This window comes from Rhodanobacter panaciterrae, from assembly GCF_014651895.1.
GTDB classification, from domain to species: Bacteria; Pseudomonadota; Gammaproteobacteria; order Xanthomonadales; family Rhodanobacteraceae; genus Rhodanobacter; species Rhodanobacter panaciterrae.
Genome location: NZ_BMXT01000002.1, coordinates 368708 through 384832, shown reverse-complemented (window position 1 = coordinate 384832; position 16125 = coordinate 368708). Strand labels below are relative to the sequence as shown.

The following is a 16125-nucleotide window of genomic DNA, read 5'->3' as shown; positions in this document are numbered from 1 at the left end:
GAGGCGAGTCGCCTCAGGCCGCCTTGGCGGTAGCTTGCTCACGCAGCTGGCCGAAATAGACGTCTTCCAGATCAGGGGAAACAGCTTCGAAGCCGGCCTCCGGCAAATGGTCGGACAGCACATGCAGCTGCGTTCGACCGCCGGTGAGGCGGGTGGACAGGATGTTCATGCGGGCGCGGTAGCCGTCCAGCTCGGCCTTGTCGATCGTGCGGCGCCACACGCGGCCATCCAGCGAGCGGATCGCCTCGATCGGCTCACCGCTCAGCAGCACCTGGCCCTGACCGATGATCGCCATGCGCGAGCACAGGTCGGTGACGTCTTCCACGATATGCGTGGACAGGATCACCACCACGCGCTCGCCGATCTCGGCGAGCAGATTGAGGAAGCGGTTGCGCTCCTCCGGGTCGAGCCCCGCGGTGGGCTCGTCGACGATCACCAGGCGAGGATCGCCGATCAGTGCCTGCGCAATGCCGAAGCGCTGGCGCATGCCGCCGGAGTAGGTGCCGAGCTTGCGCTTGCGCACGTCCCACAGGTTCACCTGGCGCAGCAGCGATTCGACCAGTTCGTGTCGCTCGCTTTTCACGGTGACACCCTTGAGCACGGCGAAGTGATCCAGCATCGCGTCGGCCGAGACCTTCGGATACACGCCGAATTCCTGCGGCAAGTAGCCGAGCAGGCGACGGGTGGCCTGCTTGTCGGCCATCAGGTCCATCTCGTCCAGCTTGATCGTGCCTTCGTCCGGATCCTGCAGCGTGGCGATCGTGCGCATCAGCGACGACTTGCCGGCGCCGTTCGGGCCGAGCAGGCCGAACATGCCGTTGGGGATGTCCAGCGAGACGCCGCGCAATGCCTTTACGCCGTTGGCGTAGGTTTTCGACAGATCGCGAATCGTCAACATGCTTGCTTCCTGTGCCGCGTGCGGCGTGGTCTTGAGAATCAGGTTACGGCATGGATCGGGGCCGTGCGTGCGCTCAAGGTCATGCATACGCGTGCGCATGGTTGGCGTCGAATCGAGGAGACTGCCCGGCCCAGGCATACGAATCGGGGCTGCCTTCGTTATGATTGAAGCCTTGTCCGCGACCGCCATCCCCGAGCGGTACGCCATCGCCATTAGCAGGAGTCATCCATGGCCGATCTCAAAGAAGCCCGCGTTCCCGATATCGGCCACGCTGACGTTCCCGTCATCGAAGTGCTTGTCAAGGTCGGCGACCGGGTCGAGAAAGAACAGAGCCTGATCACGCTGGAATCGGACAAGGCGACCATGGAAGTGCCTGCGCCGTTCGCCGGCACGATCAAGGAATTGAAGCTGAAGGTCGGCGACGAAGTGTCCGAGGGCGCGGTGATCGCGATCATCGAGGCTGACGGCGCTGCAGCTGCTCCCGCCGAGACGCCGAAAGCTGCCACGCCGGCTGCGGCGCCTGCGCCGGCCAAAGTGGCCGCGCCGCCGGTCGAGGAAAAGCCCGCACCGATCGGTGGCCGCAGCGTGCTGCCGGGCAACGTGCCGGAAGGGGACGTGCCGCCGACCGCGCGTCCGCCGCTCGACGCCAGCATCGTGATGCCGGGCGATGCGCCGTATGCCAGCCCAGCGATCCGCGCATTTGCGCGCGAGCTGGGCGTTGATATCCAGCAGGTGAAGGGCAGTGGCCGTGGCGGTCGCATCCAGCGCGAGGACGTCAGCGCCTACGTGAAGCACGCGCTCGCTTCCGGTGCGCGTCCGACCGGCGGTGCTTCCGCCTCGCTCGGCGGCCTTAATCTGCTGCCGTGGCCGAAGGTCGATTTCGCCAAGTTCGGCGAAATCGAGGAGAAGCCGCTGTCGCGCATCCAGAAAATTTCCGGCGCGAATCTCGCGCGCAACTGGGCGATGATCCCGCACGTCACCCAGCACGATGACGCTGACATCACCGAGCTGGAGGCTTTCCGCAAGAAGCTTGGTGAGGAGAACAAGGATCTGAAAGTCACCCCACTGGTGTTCCAGATCAAGGCGGTGGTGGCAGCGCTGAAACAGTTCCCGCAATTCAACGCTTCGCTCGACGAGAGCGGCGAGAAGCTGATACTCAAGAAGTATTTCCACATCGGCATCGCGGTGGACACGCCCGACGGCCTGGTGGTGCCGGTGATTCGCGACTGCGACAAGAAGGGTCTGCTCGACCTCGCCCGTGAACTGGGCGAGATCTCGAAGAAGGCGCGCGACAAGAAGCTCGGCCCGGCCGAGATGTCCGGCGGCTGTTTCTCGATCAGCTCGCTCGGCGGCATCGGTGGCACCGGCTTCACGCCGATCGTCAACGCGCCGGAGGTGGCGATCCTCGGCGTCTCCAAGGCTGCGATGAAGCCGGTGTGGAACGGCAAGGAGTTCGCGCCACGATTGATCCTGCCACTGTCGCTGTCCTACGACCACCGCGTGATCGACGGCGCGCTCGCCGCGCGCTTCACCGCCTTCCTCGCCACCCAGCTCGGCGACATCCGTCGCCTGCTGCTCTGACCTGGAGACGACGATGGCGAACACGATCGAAATCAAGGTTCCCGACATCGGCGGCAATCACGATGTGCCGGTGATCGAAGTGCTGGTGAAAGTCGGCGACACCGTGGCGAAGGAACAGAGCCTGATCACGCTGGAGTCGGACAAGGCGACGATGGAGATACCCTCCAGCGCCGCCGGCGTGATCAAGGAGCTGAAGCTCAAGGTGGGCGATGAAGTTTCCGAAGGCGCGGTGATTGCCGTTTTGGAAACCGTCGGCGCAGCCGACACTGCGTCCCCCTCTCCCCTCGCGGGAGAGGGCAGGGGAGAGGGGGCAATCTCGCCAAGTTCTTCCAGCGAAGCGAACAAGGCCAGCCAGTCTCCCGCAAGCGCCGCCCCCTCGCCTCAATCCTCTCCCGCAAGGGGAGAGGAGGCGAAGGCGCCGCAAGCGGCAGCGTTGTCGGGAAAGAAGCCGGACATCGAATGCAAGCTCGTCGTACTCGGCTCCGGCCCCGGTGGCTACTCGGCCGCGTTCCGCGCCGCGGATCTCGGTGTCGATACCGTGCTGGTGGAACGCTATGCCACGCTCGGTGGCGTCTGCCTCAACGTGGGTTGCATTCCGTCCAAGGCATTGCTGCATGCGGCCGCGGTGATCGACGAAGCGGCTTCGATGGCTGCACACGGCGTCAGCTTCGGCGCACCGAAGATCGACATCGACAAGCTGCGTGGCTTCAAGACCAAGGTGGTTGGTCAGCTCACCGGCGGCCTGACCAGCATGGCGAAACAGCGCAAGGTGCGCACGCTCGAAGGTAACGGCAGCTTCGTTTCGCCGAACGAAATGGAAGTCCAGACCAAGGACGGCGTGAAGCTGGTCCGCTTCGAGTACGCGATCATCGCTGCGGGTTCGCAGTCGGTGAAGCTGCCCTCGTTCCCATGGGACGACGACCGCATCGTCGACTCCACCGGCGCGCTGGAGCTGAAGGATGTGCCGAAAAAACTGCTGGTCGTCGGCGGCGGCATCATCGGCCTGGAAATGGCGACGGTGTATTCCGCGCTCGGCAGCGAGGTGACCGTGGTCGAGTTCATGGACCAGCTGATCCCCGGCGCCGATGCCGACCTGATCAAGCCGCTGGCCAAGCGCATCGCCGGCAAGCTCAAGGGCGTGCACCTGAAGACCAAGGTGGTCGAGGCGAAGGCCACCAAGAAGGGCATCGAAGTCAGCTACGAAGGCGACAGCATTCCCGAAACCACCGTGTTCGACCGTGTGCTGGTGTCGGTAGGGCGCTCGCCGAACGGCGGCAAGATCGGCGCCGACAAGGCCGGTGTCGCAGTGACCGATCGTGGCTTCATCAACGTCGATAGCCAGATGCGTACCAACGTGCCGCACATCTTCGCGATCGGCGATCTCGTGGGCCAGCCGATGCTGGCGCACAAAGCCACGCATGAAGCGAAGGTTGCCGCGGAAGTCGTCGCCGGACAGAAGAGTCACTTCGATGCGCGGGTGATTCCGTCGGTCGCCTACACCGACCCGGAAATCGCCTGGGTCGGCGTGACCGAGCGCGAGGCAAAGGAAAAGGGCCTGAAGATCGGCGTGGGCAAGTTCCCGTGGGCTGCCAGCGGCCGCGCGATCGGCATCGACCGCACCGAAGGCTTCACCAAGCTGATCTTCGACGAGGCCACTCATCGCATCGTCGGCGGCGGCATCGTCGGCGTGCATGCCGGTGAGCTGATCTCCGAAGTCGCGCTGGCGATCGAGATGGGCAGCGAGGCTGCCGATATCGGCCTCACTATCCATCCGCATCCGACCCTGAGCGAATCGATCGGCATGGCGGCCGAGGTGTACGAAGGCACGATCACCGATCTGTACCTGCCGAAAAAGAAATAAGCGACGCGACAGAGACCATACAAAAAGCCCGGACTTGGTCCGGGCTTTTTGTTTCCAATTCTCTGGATGATGTGGTGCGTGTGAAGCTCAGCTCTTGCTGCTGTCCGCGTGATTCGGCGACACCTGCTTCAGCTGCGCCTCGACCTGTTGCAGTTGTGACTGGGTTTCGCTCGAGGTGATGATCATCTGGCGCAGCACGGACAGGAATTCGATCGGGTCGACCTCGCGCCCCAGATCTATTTTCGTGCGCAGCGTCGCCATGCGCGGTGCGTCGAGAAACAGTGTGCTGTCCTGGGTCATCCAGCTCGCCGCGTCGCGCTGCTTGCTGTAGGCAGCCGAATATTCACTCAGGGCAGCACGATCCATCCAGCTGGCGGACTGGTTGGCGACGGCGACGTCCCACGCCTGATTGGCGAAGATCGGCCAGTCGAGGCTGAGGTTGAACTCGTTCTTGAGCGCCTGGATATGCTGGTTGATCGCGGTGTCGGGTTTGCCGTCGCGCACGTCCTTCGCGATGGCGTCATGGAGCTGCTGCAGCGAGACAAGGCGCTGCTGATTCCGCTGATACGAGTTGTGCACGCCGTCCAGGTTGGCCTGCAGCTCCGCTTCGATCTGGTGGCTGGCCAGCGCGGCGGCATGCGTGTGATGGGTATGCTCGATCCACGCCTCCAGCCCCAGCGCGGTGAGGATGCTGAGCACGATCATCAGGTAGTGCTTGGCAAAATCCTTGAAGCCGCGCATGGGCAGTTTCGGTACTTCGAAATGCATGGAGTCGCTCCGGGCAAGGTGGATTTGCGAACGCGGAGCTTAGCCGATCCTGATTCACGCGAGGCTGTGGCCGGCTTGACCGGGCCGTCACGCCCCTCCGGCTATTCCTGTATGTCATCGAGACGGAGAAAGCCCATGAAAAAATCATTGATTCTGATGGCCTCGCTGGCCTTGGCCGCACCTGCGCTCATCACGATGCCCGTACAGGCGCAGGGACGTCATCACCGCGTGGTCTGCGAGAACGTGCGGGTCAAGCATATCGACTCCAAGGATAATCACCGCATCATCGGCACCGGCATTGGCGCGGTCGCGGGCGGCTTGCTGGGTCATCAGGTGGGCGGCGGCAAGGGCAAGACCCTGGCCACGGTAGGCGGTGCCGTTGCCGGCGGTTATGTCGGCAACCGCGTGCAGAAAAATGCGCAGAACAAGAAGGCCTACTACACCACCGAACGCCGTTGCCACGACGTTTACGACTGATCGATCGGCCGAGCATGCCCTCGATGTATGGATGACGCAGCCGGTTCGCCGTACGCTGCGTCATTCCTTCGTCGATAAATCCAGGCCTTTCCGATGACCTTGAAGATATGCCTTGCCGGCGCCACCGGCTGGGCCGGCTCCGAGCTGGCTCGTGGCATTGCCGCTACCGCTGATCTCAACCTGGTTGCCGCGGTGGCGCGGCGACACGCCGGGCGGAAACTCGGCGATGTCCTGGGCGAGAGCCGGCTCGATGCACCGATCTTTGCCAGCGCCGCTGAGGCCCTCGCGCAGCCTTGCGATGTCTTCATGGAATACACCAAGCCGGACAGCGCGAAGGCAAACATCCTCGCCGCGCTGGAGCATGGCGCGCATGTGGTGGTGGGTACGTCGGGCCTCACCGACGAGGATTACGCGCAGATCGACGCCGTCGCGCGCGAACGCCAGCGCGGCGTGCTGGCCTGCGGCAACTTCGCGCTCACCGCGGTGCTGCTGATTAAGTTTGCCGAGATGGCGGCGAAGCTGATCCCGCAATGGGAGATCATCGACTACGCCTCGGCCGGCAAGCCGGATGCGCCCAGCGGCACCGTGCGCGAGCTGGCCGGCCGGCTGGGCAAGGTGCGCCAGCCGCTATTGCAAGTGCCGCTGGAGCAGACCGTCGGCCTGCGCGAGACGCGCGGCGGCACGCTGGCCGGCAGCCAGGTGCATGCGGTGCGTCTTCCGGGTTTCGTGATCGGCGTCGAGACGATCTTCGGCATGCCCGACCAGACGCTGACCCTGCGCCACAACGCGGGCAGCAGTGCGAAGCCTTATGTGGATGGTGCGCTGCTGGCGATCCGCAAGGTGTCCGGCCTGGTCGGCCTGCATCGCGGACTGGATGCCGTGCTGGAGTTATAGAGCGCCAATCGACGCTCAATCGCGTACGCGTTGCTGCCATTGCCCCAGCAGCCAGGACACGCCGAGGCAGCCGGCAAGCGCCAGCAGCCAGCGACTGGCCGGCGCCTGTGGTGCGGGCAGGATCGCGCTGAACGACGGCAGCCATGCGCTGCCGTAAATGACGGTGACACCGGCGGCGGCGATCACCAGCGCGGCGACGAGCGCGATCATCAGCACGACTTCGATACGCGGGGCGGCCTTGGGCGAGGCAGCAACGCGGGCGGCCACCTGCTGCGCGAAATCGGCTGGCAAGCCGTTCGGCATCGGCTCACGCAAGGCGCGCGCAAGCAGGCGATAGCGTCGGCTGCGCGCATCGTCGCCAGCGGGATCGAGATGCAGGCGTTCGCGCCGCATCGCGCTCTCCTGCGCCAGCCATTCGCGTTCGCAGGCTGAGTCGTCGAAGGGAGGGATATCGTCGTCGATGTGCTGATTCATGCTGCAACTCCTGTCCGCGTTTCGAGCTCGCCGCGCAGGCGCAGTCGTGAGCGGAACAAGTGGCTCTTGATGGTACCGCTGGCCAGCCCGGTGATACGGGCGATTTCCGGGATCGAGGTTTCTTCGAGGTAATACAGCGTCAACAGGGTACGTTGCAACGGCGGCAGCGATTCGATCGCGGCGTGCAGGTGCTGCGCCGTCTCCTCGTCCGCGCAGGCGGCTTCCAGATCGAAGCCGTCGCCGATGTTTTCCACCAGCGCGTAGTCGTCGCCGTCGTCGCCGTGCTCGACCAGCGGGATGCGCTTGTGCTGCAGGTGGCGCAGCGCGATGGTGTAGGCCACGCGCCCGATCCACGATTTCAGCGCGCTCTCGTAACGATATTGATGCAGGCACTGGTGCACGCGCAGGAAGGTGTCCTGGCACAGCTCGCGCGTGTCCTCGGGGTTGCGCACCATGCGCTGGATGATGTGCCAGCACAGTCCCTGATACTCGCGAATCAGGCGCTCGAACGCGCCCGGCCGATTGGCCAGCACGGCGTCGACCAGTTCGCGGTCCGGGTTGCTGCGGATGTCATCCATGGGGCATGAGATACGCGCATCGTGACAACGGTTGCAAGTGGGTGGCTGCAACCGTTGCGGGGGTGGCGGTATCTCTGGTCCCGACAGTCAGTCATTCCGCCACCACGTCCAAGGAGAACCCCATGAATTTCGGCGACCTCATTCCGATCAGCCTGTTCATCTGTATTGCCTACTCGATCAAGGTCTGCGTCGACGCCATGGTGCGCCGGCACATGGTCAACGCCGGCGGTTCGGAAGAGCTGGTGAACTCGGTCCTGCGTGACGAAAACCTGCGCCGACGCCACTCCTCCCTGCGCTGGGGCATCGTGCTGCTGTCGGTGGCGCTCGGCTTCGGGTTGATCCAGGGCTTCGGCTGGCAGGAAGTCACCCCCGGCCTGGTTGCCGTATTGGCTGGCGCCACCGGTCTGGGCAACCTGGTGTTCTTCGCGATCTCGCGGCGGATCAGCTAAAGCTGGTTCAATAGCGGGCATCGCCGCCTCGTCGGCATGCCCGCGAAACAACCAGCCGCATGAATGAGCAGCTGCTGTTCAACCTGGTGGATCTGGCCGGTACGTTCGCGTTCGCGATCAGCGGTGCGACGGCCGCGCGCCGCTGCAACCTTGACCTGTTCGGCATTCTGGCGATCGCCTTCATCACGGCCTGCGGCGGCGGCATCGCGCGCGACCTGTGCATCGGCGCGATTCCACCGGCGGGGCTGTCCGACTGGCGCTACCTGTTCACCGCGATCGTGGCCGCGCTGCTCACCGTCGTCGCGTATCCGTGGGTGGAGCGGCTGACCTATCCGGTGCGGCTGTTCGATGCGATGGGACTGGGGCTGTTCGCGGTATACGGCGCGCACAAGGCGTTGCTGTTCGGCCACAACGCGGAGGTGGCGATCCTGCTCGGCATGATCACCGCCGTCGGCGGCGGCATGGCGCGCGACGTATTGCTGGCACGCGTGTCGGTCGTGCTGCAGAAGGAGATCTACGCGCTGGCGGCGTTTGCCGGCGCCGCACTGGCGGTGATCGGCGAGTACTACCACTGGCCGGCGATGTGGGCGACCTGGCTGCCGATCCTGTTCTGTTTCGGCCTGCGTTTCCTGTCGCTGCACTATCACTGGAACCTGCCGCGTTTCGGCCGTGAGCGGGACGCGTGATCAGTTAGGCTGCACGAATTGCCATCGAAGAAGACACCATGACCATGCACGCTAGCGGCACGTTCGAAGTGAAGATGACTCCGCAGCCGGCACAGGACGGCGTCGGTGATCCCGGTATCGGCCGGATGGCGCTGGACAAGCAGTTTCACGGCGATCTCGAGGCGGCCAGCAAGGGCCAGATGCTGGCTGCTGGCACCGAGGTATCAGGCTCGGCCGGCTATGTCGCGCTGGAGCGGGTCAGCGGCATCCTGCATGGTCGCCACGGCACGTTCGCGTTGCAGCACAGCGGCACGATGACACGCGGCGCGCCGCAGCTGAGCATCACGGTGGTGCCCGATTCCGCTACCGGTGAACTGCTGGGGCTGACGGGAAAGCTGGTGATCACCATCGCCGATGGCAAGCACTCGTATGACTTCGAGTACACGTTGCCCGACGCGCCCTGATCGCTCGCACGATTACGCGAACAGATCGGTCTGCGCCTGATAGCTGTCCTGCTCGACGAAGCCAGACAAGCCCACACCGACCAGCCGGTAGCGGCTGTCGGCGGGGCGCTCGACACGCTCGCGCAGCGCGCAGGCGATGTCGGCCAGTTCGTTCGCCGATAGCGGTCGCTGGGCCGGGGTGAGGCTGCGCGTCAGCGTGTGGAAGTCCGCGGTCTTCAGCTTCAGCACGATGGTGCGCGCCACGCGGCTGCGATCTTTTGCGTCGAGTTCGCGCTGGTAGCCGGCCCAGGCTTTTTCGGCGAGCCGGCGGATGTGCGGTTCGAGTTCGTCCAGCAGCAGGTCGTGCTCGAAGGTGTCCTCGGCGGAAATCTGCAGGGTCGGCCGTTCCAGTTGCACCGCATGCTCGTCGATGCCGCGGGCCAGTTCGTGCAGGCGCCGGCCCCAGCGACCGAAGCGCTGCTCCAGTTCCACCAATTCAAACGCGCGCAATTCGCCCACGGTGGCGATGCCGAGCACGGCGAGTTTCGCCTCCATCACCTTGCCGACGCCGGGCAGGCGACCGACCGGCAGCGGGGTGAGGAAGGCCTCGACCTGGTGCGGCCGGATCACGTACTGGCCGTCGGGTTTGTTCCAGTCCGAGGCGATCTTGGCCAGGAACTTGTTCGGCGCCACGCCGGCCGATGCGGTCAGCTGGGTCTCTTCGCGGATCGCGGCGCGGATCGCTTCGGCAGTGGCGGTGGCCGAGGGCAATCCGCTCAGTGTATGGGTGACATCGAGGTAGGCCTCGTCCAGCGATAACGGTTCGATCAGTTCGGTGTGTCGCGCGAAGATCTCGCGGATCTGCCGCGACACCGCCTTGTAGCGCACGAAATCCGGCGGCACGAAGATCAGCTGCGGGCAAAGCCTTTCCGCGCGGATCGCCGGCATCGCCGAGCGCACGCCGAACACGCGCGCCTCGTAGCTCGCCGCACACACCACCGAGCGCGCGCCGCGCCAGGCCACTGCCACCGGCTTGCCGCGCAGCGACGGATCATCGCGCTGCTCCACCGACGCGTAGAACGCGTCCATGTCGACGTGGAGAATCTTGCGTGGCGGGGAGGGCAAGTGCGATGCCGGGCGAAGGGGACGGCATCATTCTAGCTAGCGATCGGCAGGCATGCTGACGAATGAGGGTTTCATGATCGCCGACGCGCACCGCGCATGCGTCGGCGCAGCTTCATTTCGAACACGGCCAGCGCGGCGCTCGCCAGCACGAACGGCAGCAGGCTGTAGGTCAGTCGGTAGCACACCATCGCCACCAGCAGATCCGCGCGTGCCTCAGCCGGAAACGCCGCCAGCATGATCGTCTCGAACACGCCCAGCCCGCCCGGCGAATGGCTGACGATGCCAGCCAGCACGGCGCCGACATAGATCGGCAGAAAGTCGACGAACGGTGGCGCCACACTGGCTGGCAGCAGTACGTAGAGCGCGGTGATCGCGGCCAGCATCTCGATGCCGCCGATCAGCATTTGTGCGGCCGCGATGCCGGTGCTGGGAAATGCCAGTGTCCAGCGTCCCAATGTGAGCGTGCGCGGACGCCGCGCGAGCCAGATCAGCAGCGCCACCAGCAGCACGCACAGCACGATGCCGGGCAGGCGCCCCCAGCCGTGTGTGATCGCCGGCTGCCAGCACAGCGCGCCGGTGATCACCACCGCGAAGCCCAGCCCCACACCGAGCCCGGCCAACCCCACGATGCGGGCGATGTCGCCGGCACCCACGCCGGCTGTCGCATAGATGCGATAGCGCAAGGCCGTGCCGGTGATCGCATGGAAGCCGAGCGCGTTCGAGATGCCTTGGGTAACCGCACCGGCGAACGCGGCCAGCCCGGTGGAGACACGATCGCGCACCACCGTGCGCGCCGCCAGCACATCGAACATCGCCAGCATCGCGAAGCTGATTGCCGTGGCGATGACGGAATACGCGATGCGCCGGTTCGGCAATTGCGACCAGGCCGCAGTCACATCGCGCCAGGCGATCTGGCTCAGGTAGCGATGCAGGATCCACACGGCCGCGCCGACGATGGCCACGCATCCGATCCACGACAGGATGTGCAGCCAGCGCGACGATGATCTGGCCGCCGTGGTGGGATCTCGCAGGTCTGGCCGATGCGCCATGTCAGGACGTGCTTGCCCGCACGGACATCTGGACACGGGCGAGGCGCCCGGCCACATCCTGCGCGAGACGTTCGGCCGCGGCCGGACGCACGGCCAGATGCAGGAACGGCTCGATCAACTCCAGCTCCATGATCAGGAAGCCGCCGGCACTGATCACGCCATCGACGCGCACGTAGGCGTGCCCGCCATGGCCGATGGCGGCGACCGCGGCGAGTGCGCGATCGGCCGCCGCCAGTGTGGCGGCGTTCGGCTGGATCGGTTCCGCGCTGCCGCCGAATTCGCCCTGCACGCGATAGTCGCCCGCGGCCGGACGCTTGATCACTGCATGGCTGAATTCGCCGGCGAAATACAGCAGCGACCATTCGCCATCGCTGACGATCTCCGGCACGAACGGTTGCACCAGGTACGTGAATTCGCGTGGCAGCTGCGCCACCGCTTCGGCGAACGCCGCATCGCCGACCGTGCCGCGCAGCGTATGCCAGGCGCTGCCGCTGATGCTTGGCTTGATCACCACCTGCTGCCCCGCCATCGTCGCCAGCACATCCGGTAGTTCGGCGGCGTTGGCCAGCCGGGTCGGAATGATCGCCACACCCTGCCGGGCCAGTTCGAGCAGGTAGCGCTTGTCGCTGTTCCAGCGCAGCAGGGCGCTGTCGTTGATGGTGGGCACACCCAGCCGGTCGAGTCGGTCCAGCCAGTCCAGGAAAGTTGCGTGATGCTTGAAGTAATCCCAGATGGTGCGGATCAGCACCGCATCGAACGTCGACCAGTCGACATCCGGGTCATTCCACACGCAGACGATCGGCTGGATGCCGAGACGTTCCAGCGAGGTTGCCAGATGGGCATCGTCCGGCTGGATCGATGGGTGGTCCGTGGAAGTGGCGATGGCGAGCCGGCGGGCGGCAGCGGGGTTGGACATGGCGACGTCTCCAGTTATTGGAAAGGGCGCCCTTGCGACGGAATCGCGTACCAAGCGTGGTGGGCTGACGCCCACTGCAGCACCCCTCGGCAGCGATGACGCTGCGAGCTTGCCCGCGGCGCCATAAACCGGCAGCGCGAGTCGCACTGCCGGCGACAGTCTTCCGGCGCGGCTGGCGCTTGTCAATTTGTCGCAATTGCGTGCGGCGAAACACGCTGTGCCACACGGGACTGGCCGAACCGGTACGGACAATGGCAAGGTAGCCTCCATGCTGACCGAACCCGCCAATGCCTATGCCCGTCGCCTGAACACCTGGGACGCCGCGATGATCGTCATCGGCGGCGTGATCGGTGCAGGCATCTTCATCACGCCGGCCACGGTGGCGCAGAACACCTCATCGGGCATGCAGGTGCTGATCCTGTGGGCGATCGGCGGCCTGCTGACCTTGGCCGGCGTGCTGTGTTACGCCGAACTTGGGGCGCGGCGGCCGCAAGCAGGCGGCATCTATGTCTATCTGCGCGAGGCGTTCGGTCTGCTGCCGGCGTTCCTGTTCGGCTGGACCATGGCGCTGATCAACTATCCCGGCAGCGTGGCGGCGGTGGTGACCAAATTCGCCGTCTATTTCTGCCGGGCGCTGGGCCTGAGCCGGCTCTACGAAACACCGGTCGCGGTCGGCGCGATCGTGTTCATCGTCAGCATCAACCTGTTCGGCATTCGCGCCGGCGCATGGATGCAGAACATCTTCACCGTGCTGAAGGTGATGGCGATCGCCTTGCTGGTGGTCGCCGGCATGGTGCTGGCGCATGGCCAGCTCGGGCTGGTGCTGGTGCCGGACACCACGCAGCCGGTGTCGTCGTGGGCTTTCGCCGGCGCCTTGCTGCCAGTGTTGTTCGCCTATGGCGGTTTTCATTACCTCAACGATCTGGCTGGTGAAGTGCGCAACCCACAGCGCACCCTGCCGCGCGCGCTGGGCATGGGCATGGCCGGCGTGGTGCTGTGCTATGTGCTGGTCAACTTCGCCTACCTGGCCGGGCTCGGTCATGCCGGTCTCGCAACCAGCGCGGCGCCAGCGGCAGACCTGATGCAGAAGCTGTTCGGTCCGCATGGCGCCACCGTGATCGAAGTCGGCATTGCCTGCTCCACCTTCGGCTACTGCAGCATCGCGATTGCCGGCGGCGCGCGCGTGCTGCAGACGATGGGCGCGGACGGCGTGTTCTTTCGCGCCACCGCACGTGTCGATCCACGCACGCGCGCGCCGCAGATCGCGCTGGCCGTGCTCGGTGCATGGGCGATCGTGCTGACCGTATCGGGCAGCTTCAACCAGCTGCTCAACTACACCACGGTTGGCGAGTGGCTGGGCCACGTGTTCGGCATCGGCACGCTGTTCTGGTATCGCAAGCACTTCATCGACCAGCCGGCGCCGTACCGGGTGCCGTTCTACCCGCTGCTGCCGTTGATCTTCGTGATCACCGTGTTCGGCGTGATCGTGGCCAGCGCGATCCACGCGCCGGGCGACGCCGGCATGAGCCTGCTGATCATCGCGCTGGGCGTGCCGGTGTATTACGGCTGGCAATGGTGGTCGCGCCGACGCGTGGCGTAACGGGAATGTAGTTCCGCGTTTTCCGAGGGCGCCGCCTTCCAGCCGCGGCGCGCCTTCCAGCCTCGTCACTCCCTCCCAACATTGTCATTCCGGCGCAGGCCGGAATCGCACTTCGCTTTCCATCCAATCCGACGACTGTGCCGGTCTCTGCACATCGCATTTCACACCACCGCCGCATAATGCCCAGGCTTCTCATCGCGAGGCTTGTTGCGCATGAATCGTCGACTATCGATTTGGCTGTGCCTGTGCTGCCTTGGCGCCTGTCACGCGGCGAGCCTCCCCGTCGTCGCGGATCTCGCCAGCCCCGATCCCATCGTGCACGTGGCACTTAACCAGGTCCAACGCACGGGCGCCATCGAACACGCCTCCGACGGCGTGGCGCAACAGCGCTATGCCTTCCAATCCGCGGCACATCCACAGATCGTATTGGCGCCTACCCACGGCACGTGGGACTGGTCAAAACAGGGAGAACTGCATCTACGCGTGCAGAACGCGATGGCATGGGCGGCGACGCTGACCGTCGATATCGACGATGCCACCGGCCAGCATCTGCAGGCAACCGTGGGCGTGCCAGCCGGCCCGGCGCAGACGCTGGTGATGCCGCTGCGTGCCGAGTCGCCGCGTGGCGAGGGTATGCAGGTGGGGCCGCCGATGCCATTCGACGATCACGGTCAGCCGACTTTGCTGGCGACTGCGGTGCAGGGCGTGCTGGATCTACACAAGGTCAGCGCCATCCGCCTCGGCGTACCCGCGCCGCAGGCCGCGCAGACGTTGCTGTTCGGTCGTCTCGATGCCGCGCCAGGCGAGGCCACGCTGCACGACGCGTATGCCGGCATCGTCGACCGCTATGGACAGTTCACGCGTAGCCAGTGGCTGGAAAAGATCGATTCCGATGCCGCGTTGCGCGCAGCCGGGAAGGCGCGCGCAACCGGAGCGCCGATCAGCGGTCTTGATGCCTACGGCGGATGCCTGGACATCCATGGCTTGAACAAGACCGGCTGGTTCCACACGCAGAAAACCGCCAGCCGCTGGCAATTGGTAACGCCCGACGGCCACGCGTTCTTCTCGCTCGGCGTCAACGCGGTAATTACCGACGGTGGTCGCAGCTATGTCGAGGGCCGCGAGTTCATGTTCAAGGACCTGCCGCCAGCCAGCGGCGAGTGGGCGGCGTTCTACGGCAGTGGCGACAACCGCAACAAGGATCAGGGCGCCAGCCAGGGCATCGGTTACAACCATGGCCGCTGGTTCGATTTCTACGCGGCGAACCTGTATCGCCTCGACGGCAGGAACTGGTTGGACGCGTGGCGCACGCGCACGCTGGATCGCCTGCAGGCGTGGGGCTTCAACACCATCGGCAACTGGAGCGACGATGCGCTGGGTCGCGCGCACCGGTTGCCATATACGCGCTCGATCAATATCGACGGCGACTACGCGAATGTCTCCAGCGGCTACGACTACTGGGGTCGCATGCCCGACCCGTTCGATCCGCGCTTCGTGCAGGCGACTGAAGCGGCGGTGACCATGGCGAGCGCCGACATGCGCGACGATCCGTACCTGCTCGGCTACTTCGCCGACAACGAACTGGCCTGGGCCGGCAGCGGCGCGCAAGGCCGCTGGGGACTGGCCGTTGGCACGCTCGCCGGCGATGCGAAGAGTCCGGCCAAGCAGGCGTTCATCGCGATGCTGCGCAAGAAGTATGTGGCGCCAGAAACGCTGTCTGCGGCGTGGGGCATCGCGTTGGGTTCATGGGATGCGTTGAACGTCACTGGCTTTGTCGCGCCCGCGCCGAACGAGGCGCATCCGGCGATCACCGCCGATTACAGTGCGTGGCTGCGCCGCTACGCCGACACCTATTTCCGCACCGTGGCCGAAGCGATCCGCCGCCACGATCCGCATCACCTGTTCCTCGGCGGCCGCTTCGCGGTGAACACGCCCGAAGCCGTCGCCGCCTGCGCCCAGTACTGCGACGTGGTCAGCTTCAACGTCTACGCCGACCTGCCGCAGCACGGCTTCGACGCCGCCGCGATGCATGTACTCGACAAGCCGGTACTGATCGGCGAATTCCATTTCGGCTCCGACGATCGCGGCCCGTTCGGCAAGGGCGTGGTGTCGGTGTGGAACGAGCGGCAGCGTGGCGAAGCATATGCACGTTTCGTGCGGGCTGCAGTGGGTGATCCCGTCATCGTAGGCGTACACTGGTTTGACTACGTCGACCAGCCAGTCACTGGCCGTCTGCTTGATGGCGAGAACAGTCACATCGGCTTGGTGGGGATTACCGATATTCCGTTTAGCAGTTTCGTTGAAGCTGTACGTGAGGCGAACCTGCACATCTTTGCGCAATAGGACT

Annotated in this window: 16 protein-coding genes; 9 read left to right on the top strand and 7 right to left on the bottom strand. The window is 65.2% G+C overall.

What is annotated here, in order from left to right; genetic code table 11:
- Window positions 1–13: 13 nt before the first annotated feature.
- Window positions 14–898, bottom strand: coding sequence for an ABC transporter ATP-binding protein (locus IE071_RS11180; RefSeq protein ID WP_189441278.1), 885 nt, complete (start codon window positions 896–898; stop codon window positions 14–16).
- 228 nt (window positions 899–1126) lie between these two features.
- On the opposite strand from IE071_RS11180, the gene aceF reads away from it, so the two are divergent.
- Together aceF and lpdA are read left to right on the top strand one after the other, a co-directional pair.
- Window positions 1127–2479, top strand: a complete 1353-nt coding sequence (gene aceF / locus IE071_RS11175) for a dihydrolipoyllysine-residue acetyltransferase (protein WP_189441277.1) — start codon at window positions 1127–1129, stop codon at window positions 2477–2479.
- Window positions 2480–2492: 13 nt separating this feature from the next.
- Window positions 2493–4340 carry a dihydrolipoyl dehydrogenase gene (lpdA, locus tag IE071_RS11170; RefSeq protein WP_189441276.1) on the top strand — a complete coding sequence of 616 codons (1848 nt, stop codon included), beginning with the start codon at window positions 2493–2495 and terminating at the stop codon, window positions 4338–4340.
- 87 nt (window positions 4341–4427) lie between these two features.
- Here lpdA and IE071_RS11165 read toward each other — a convergent pair whose 3' ends face one another.
- A complete protein-coding gene (locus tag IE071_RS11165; protein WP_189441275.1) occupies window positions 4428–5108 on the bottom strand; it encodes a hypothetical protein in 681 nt (226 codons plus the stop codon).
- A 135-nt stretch (window positions 5109–5243) separates the two neighbouring features.
- Here IE071_RS11165 and IE071_RS11160 point away from each other — a divergent pair, with 135 nt between their 5' ends.
- Together IE071_RS11160 and dapB are read left to right on the top strand one after the other, a co-directional pair.
- Window positions 5244–5585, top strand: a complete 342-nt coding sequence (locus IE071_RS11160) for a glycine zipper 2TM domain-containing protein (protein WP_189441274.1) — start codon at window positions 5244–5246, stop codon at window positions 5583–5585.
- Window positions 5586–5678: 93 nt separating this feature from the next.
- Entirely contained in the window at window positions 5679–6479 is an 801-nt protein-coding gene (gene dapB, locus IE071_RS11155; RefSeq protein WP_189441273.1) for a 4-hydroxy-tetrahydrodipicolinate reductase, read from the top strand.
- A gap of 15 nt (window positions 6480–6494) precedes the next feature.
- On the opposite strand, the gene IE071_RS11150 is transcribed toward dapB, so the two are convergent.
- Window positions 6495–6953 carry a hypothetical protein gene (locus IE071_RS11150; RefSeq protein WP_189441272.1) on the bottom strand — a complete coding sequence of 153 codons (459 nt, stop codon included), beginning with the start codon at window positions 6951–6953 and terminating at the stop codon, window positions 6495–6497.
- Window positions 6950–7531 carry an RNA polymerase sigma factor gene (locus tag IE071_RS11145; protein ID WP_189441271.1) on the bottom strand — a complete coding sequence of 194 codons (582 nt, stop codon included), beginning with the start codon at window positions 7529–7531 and terminating at the stop codon, window positions 6950–6952. The genes IE071_RS11150 and IE071_RS11145 overlap by 4 nt, the downstream gene beginning before the upstream one ends.
- A gap of 122 nt (window positions 7532–7653) precedes the next feature.
- Here IE071_RS11145 and IE071_RS11140 point away from each other — a divergent pair, with 122 nt between their 5' ends.
- Genes IE071_RS11140 through IE071_RS11130 form a run of 3 tightly spaced genes read left to right on the top strand, consistent with a single transcriptional unit; the run spans window position 7654 to window position 9109 of the window.
- Window positions 7654–7980 carry a hypothetical protein gene (locus tag IE071_RS11140; RefSeq protein WP_189441270.1) on the top strand — a complete coding sequence of 109 codons (327 nt, stop codon included), beginning with the start codon at window positions 7654–7656 and terminating at the stop codon, window positions 7978–7980.
- Window positions 7981–8039: 59 nt separating this feature from the next.
- Window positions 8040–8666, top strand: a complete 627-nt coding sequence (locus tag IE071_RS11135; protein ID WP_189441269.1) for a trimeric intracellular cation channel family protein — start codon at window positions 8040–8042, stop codon at window positions 8664–8666.
- Between the two features lie 38 nt (window positions 8667–8704).
- Entirely contained in the window at window positions 8705–9109 is a 405-nt protein-coding gene (locus IE071_RS11130; protein WP_189441268.1) for a DUF3224 domain-containing protein, read from the top strand.
- A 12-nt stretch (window positions 9110–9121) separates the two neighbouring features.
- Here the strand turns inward: IE071_RS11130 and dinB are convergent, their stop codons facing one another.
- The 3 genes from dinB to IE071_RS11115 form a co-directional block, all read right to left on the bottom strand.
- Window positions 9122–10213 (bottom strand): DNA polymerase IV, encoded by a 1092-nt coding sequence (gene dinB, locus IE071_RS11125; protein WP_189441267.1) that lies wholly within the window; start codon window positions 10211–10213, stop codon window positions 9122–9124.
- 71 nt (window positions 10214–10284) lie between these two features.
- Window positions 10285–11175 carry a putative bifunctional lysylphosphatidylglycerol flippase/synthetase gene (locus IE071_RS11120; RefSeq protein WP_229792866.1) on the bottom strand — a complete coding sequence of 297 codons (891 nt, stop codon included), beginning with the start codon at window positions 11173–11175 and terminating at the stop codon, window positions 10285–10287.
- Window positions 11176–11263: 88 nt separating this feature from the next.
- Window positions 11264–12178, bottom strand: a complete 915-nt coding sequence (locus IE071_RS11115) for an ATP-grasp domain-containing protein (RefSeq protein WP_189441265.1) — start codon at window positions 12176–12178, stop codon at window positions 11264–11266.
- A gap of 268 nt (window positions 12179–12446) precedes the next feature.
- On the opposite strand from IE071_RS11115, the gene IE071_RS11110 reads away from it, so the two are divergent.
- Together IE071_RS11110 and IE071_RS11105 are read left to right on the top strand one after the other, a co-directional pair.
- A complete protein-coding gene (locus tag IE071_RS11110; RefSeq protein ID WP_189441264.1) occupies window positions 12447–13778 on the top strand; it encodes an APC family permease in 1332 nt (443 codons plus the stop codon).
- Between the two features lie 213 nt (window positions 13779–13991).
- Window positions 13992–16121, top strand: a complete 2130-nt coding sequence (locus IE071_RS11105) for a beta-agarase (RefSeq protein WP_189441263.1) — start codon at window positions 13992–13994, stop codon at window positions 16119–16121.
- Window positions 16122–16125 lie beyond the last annotated feature (4 nt).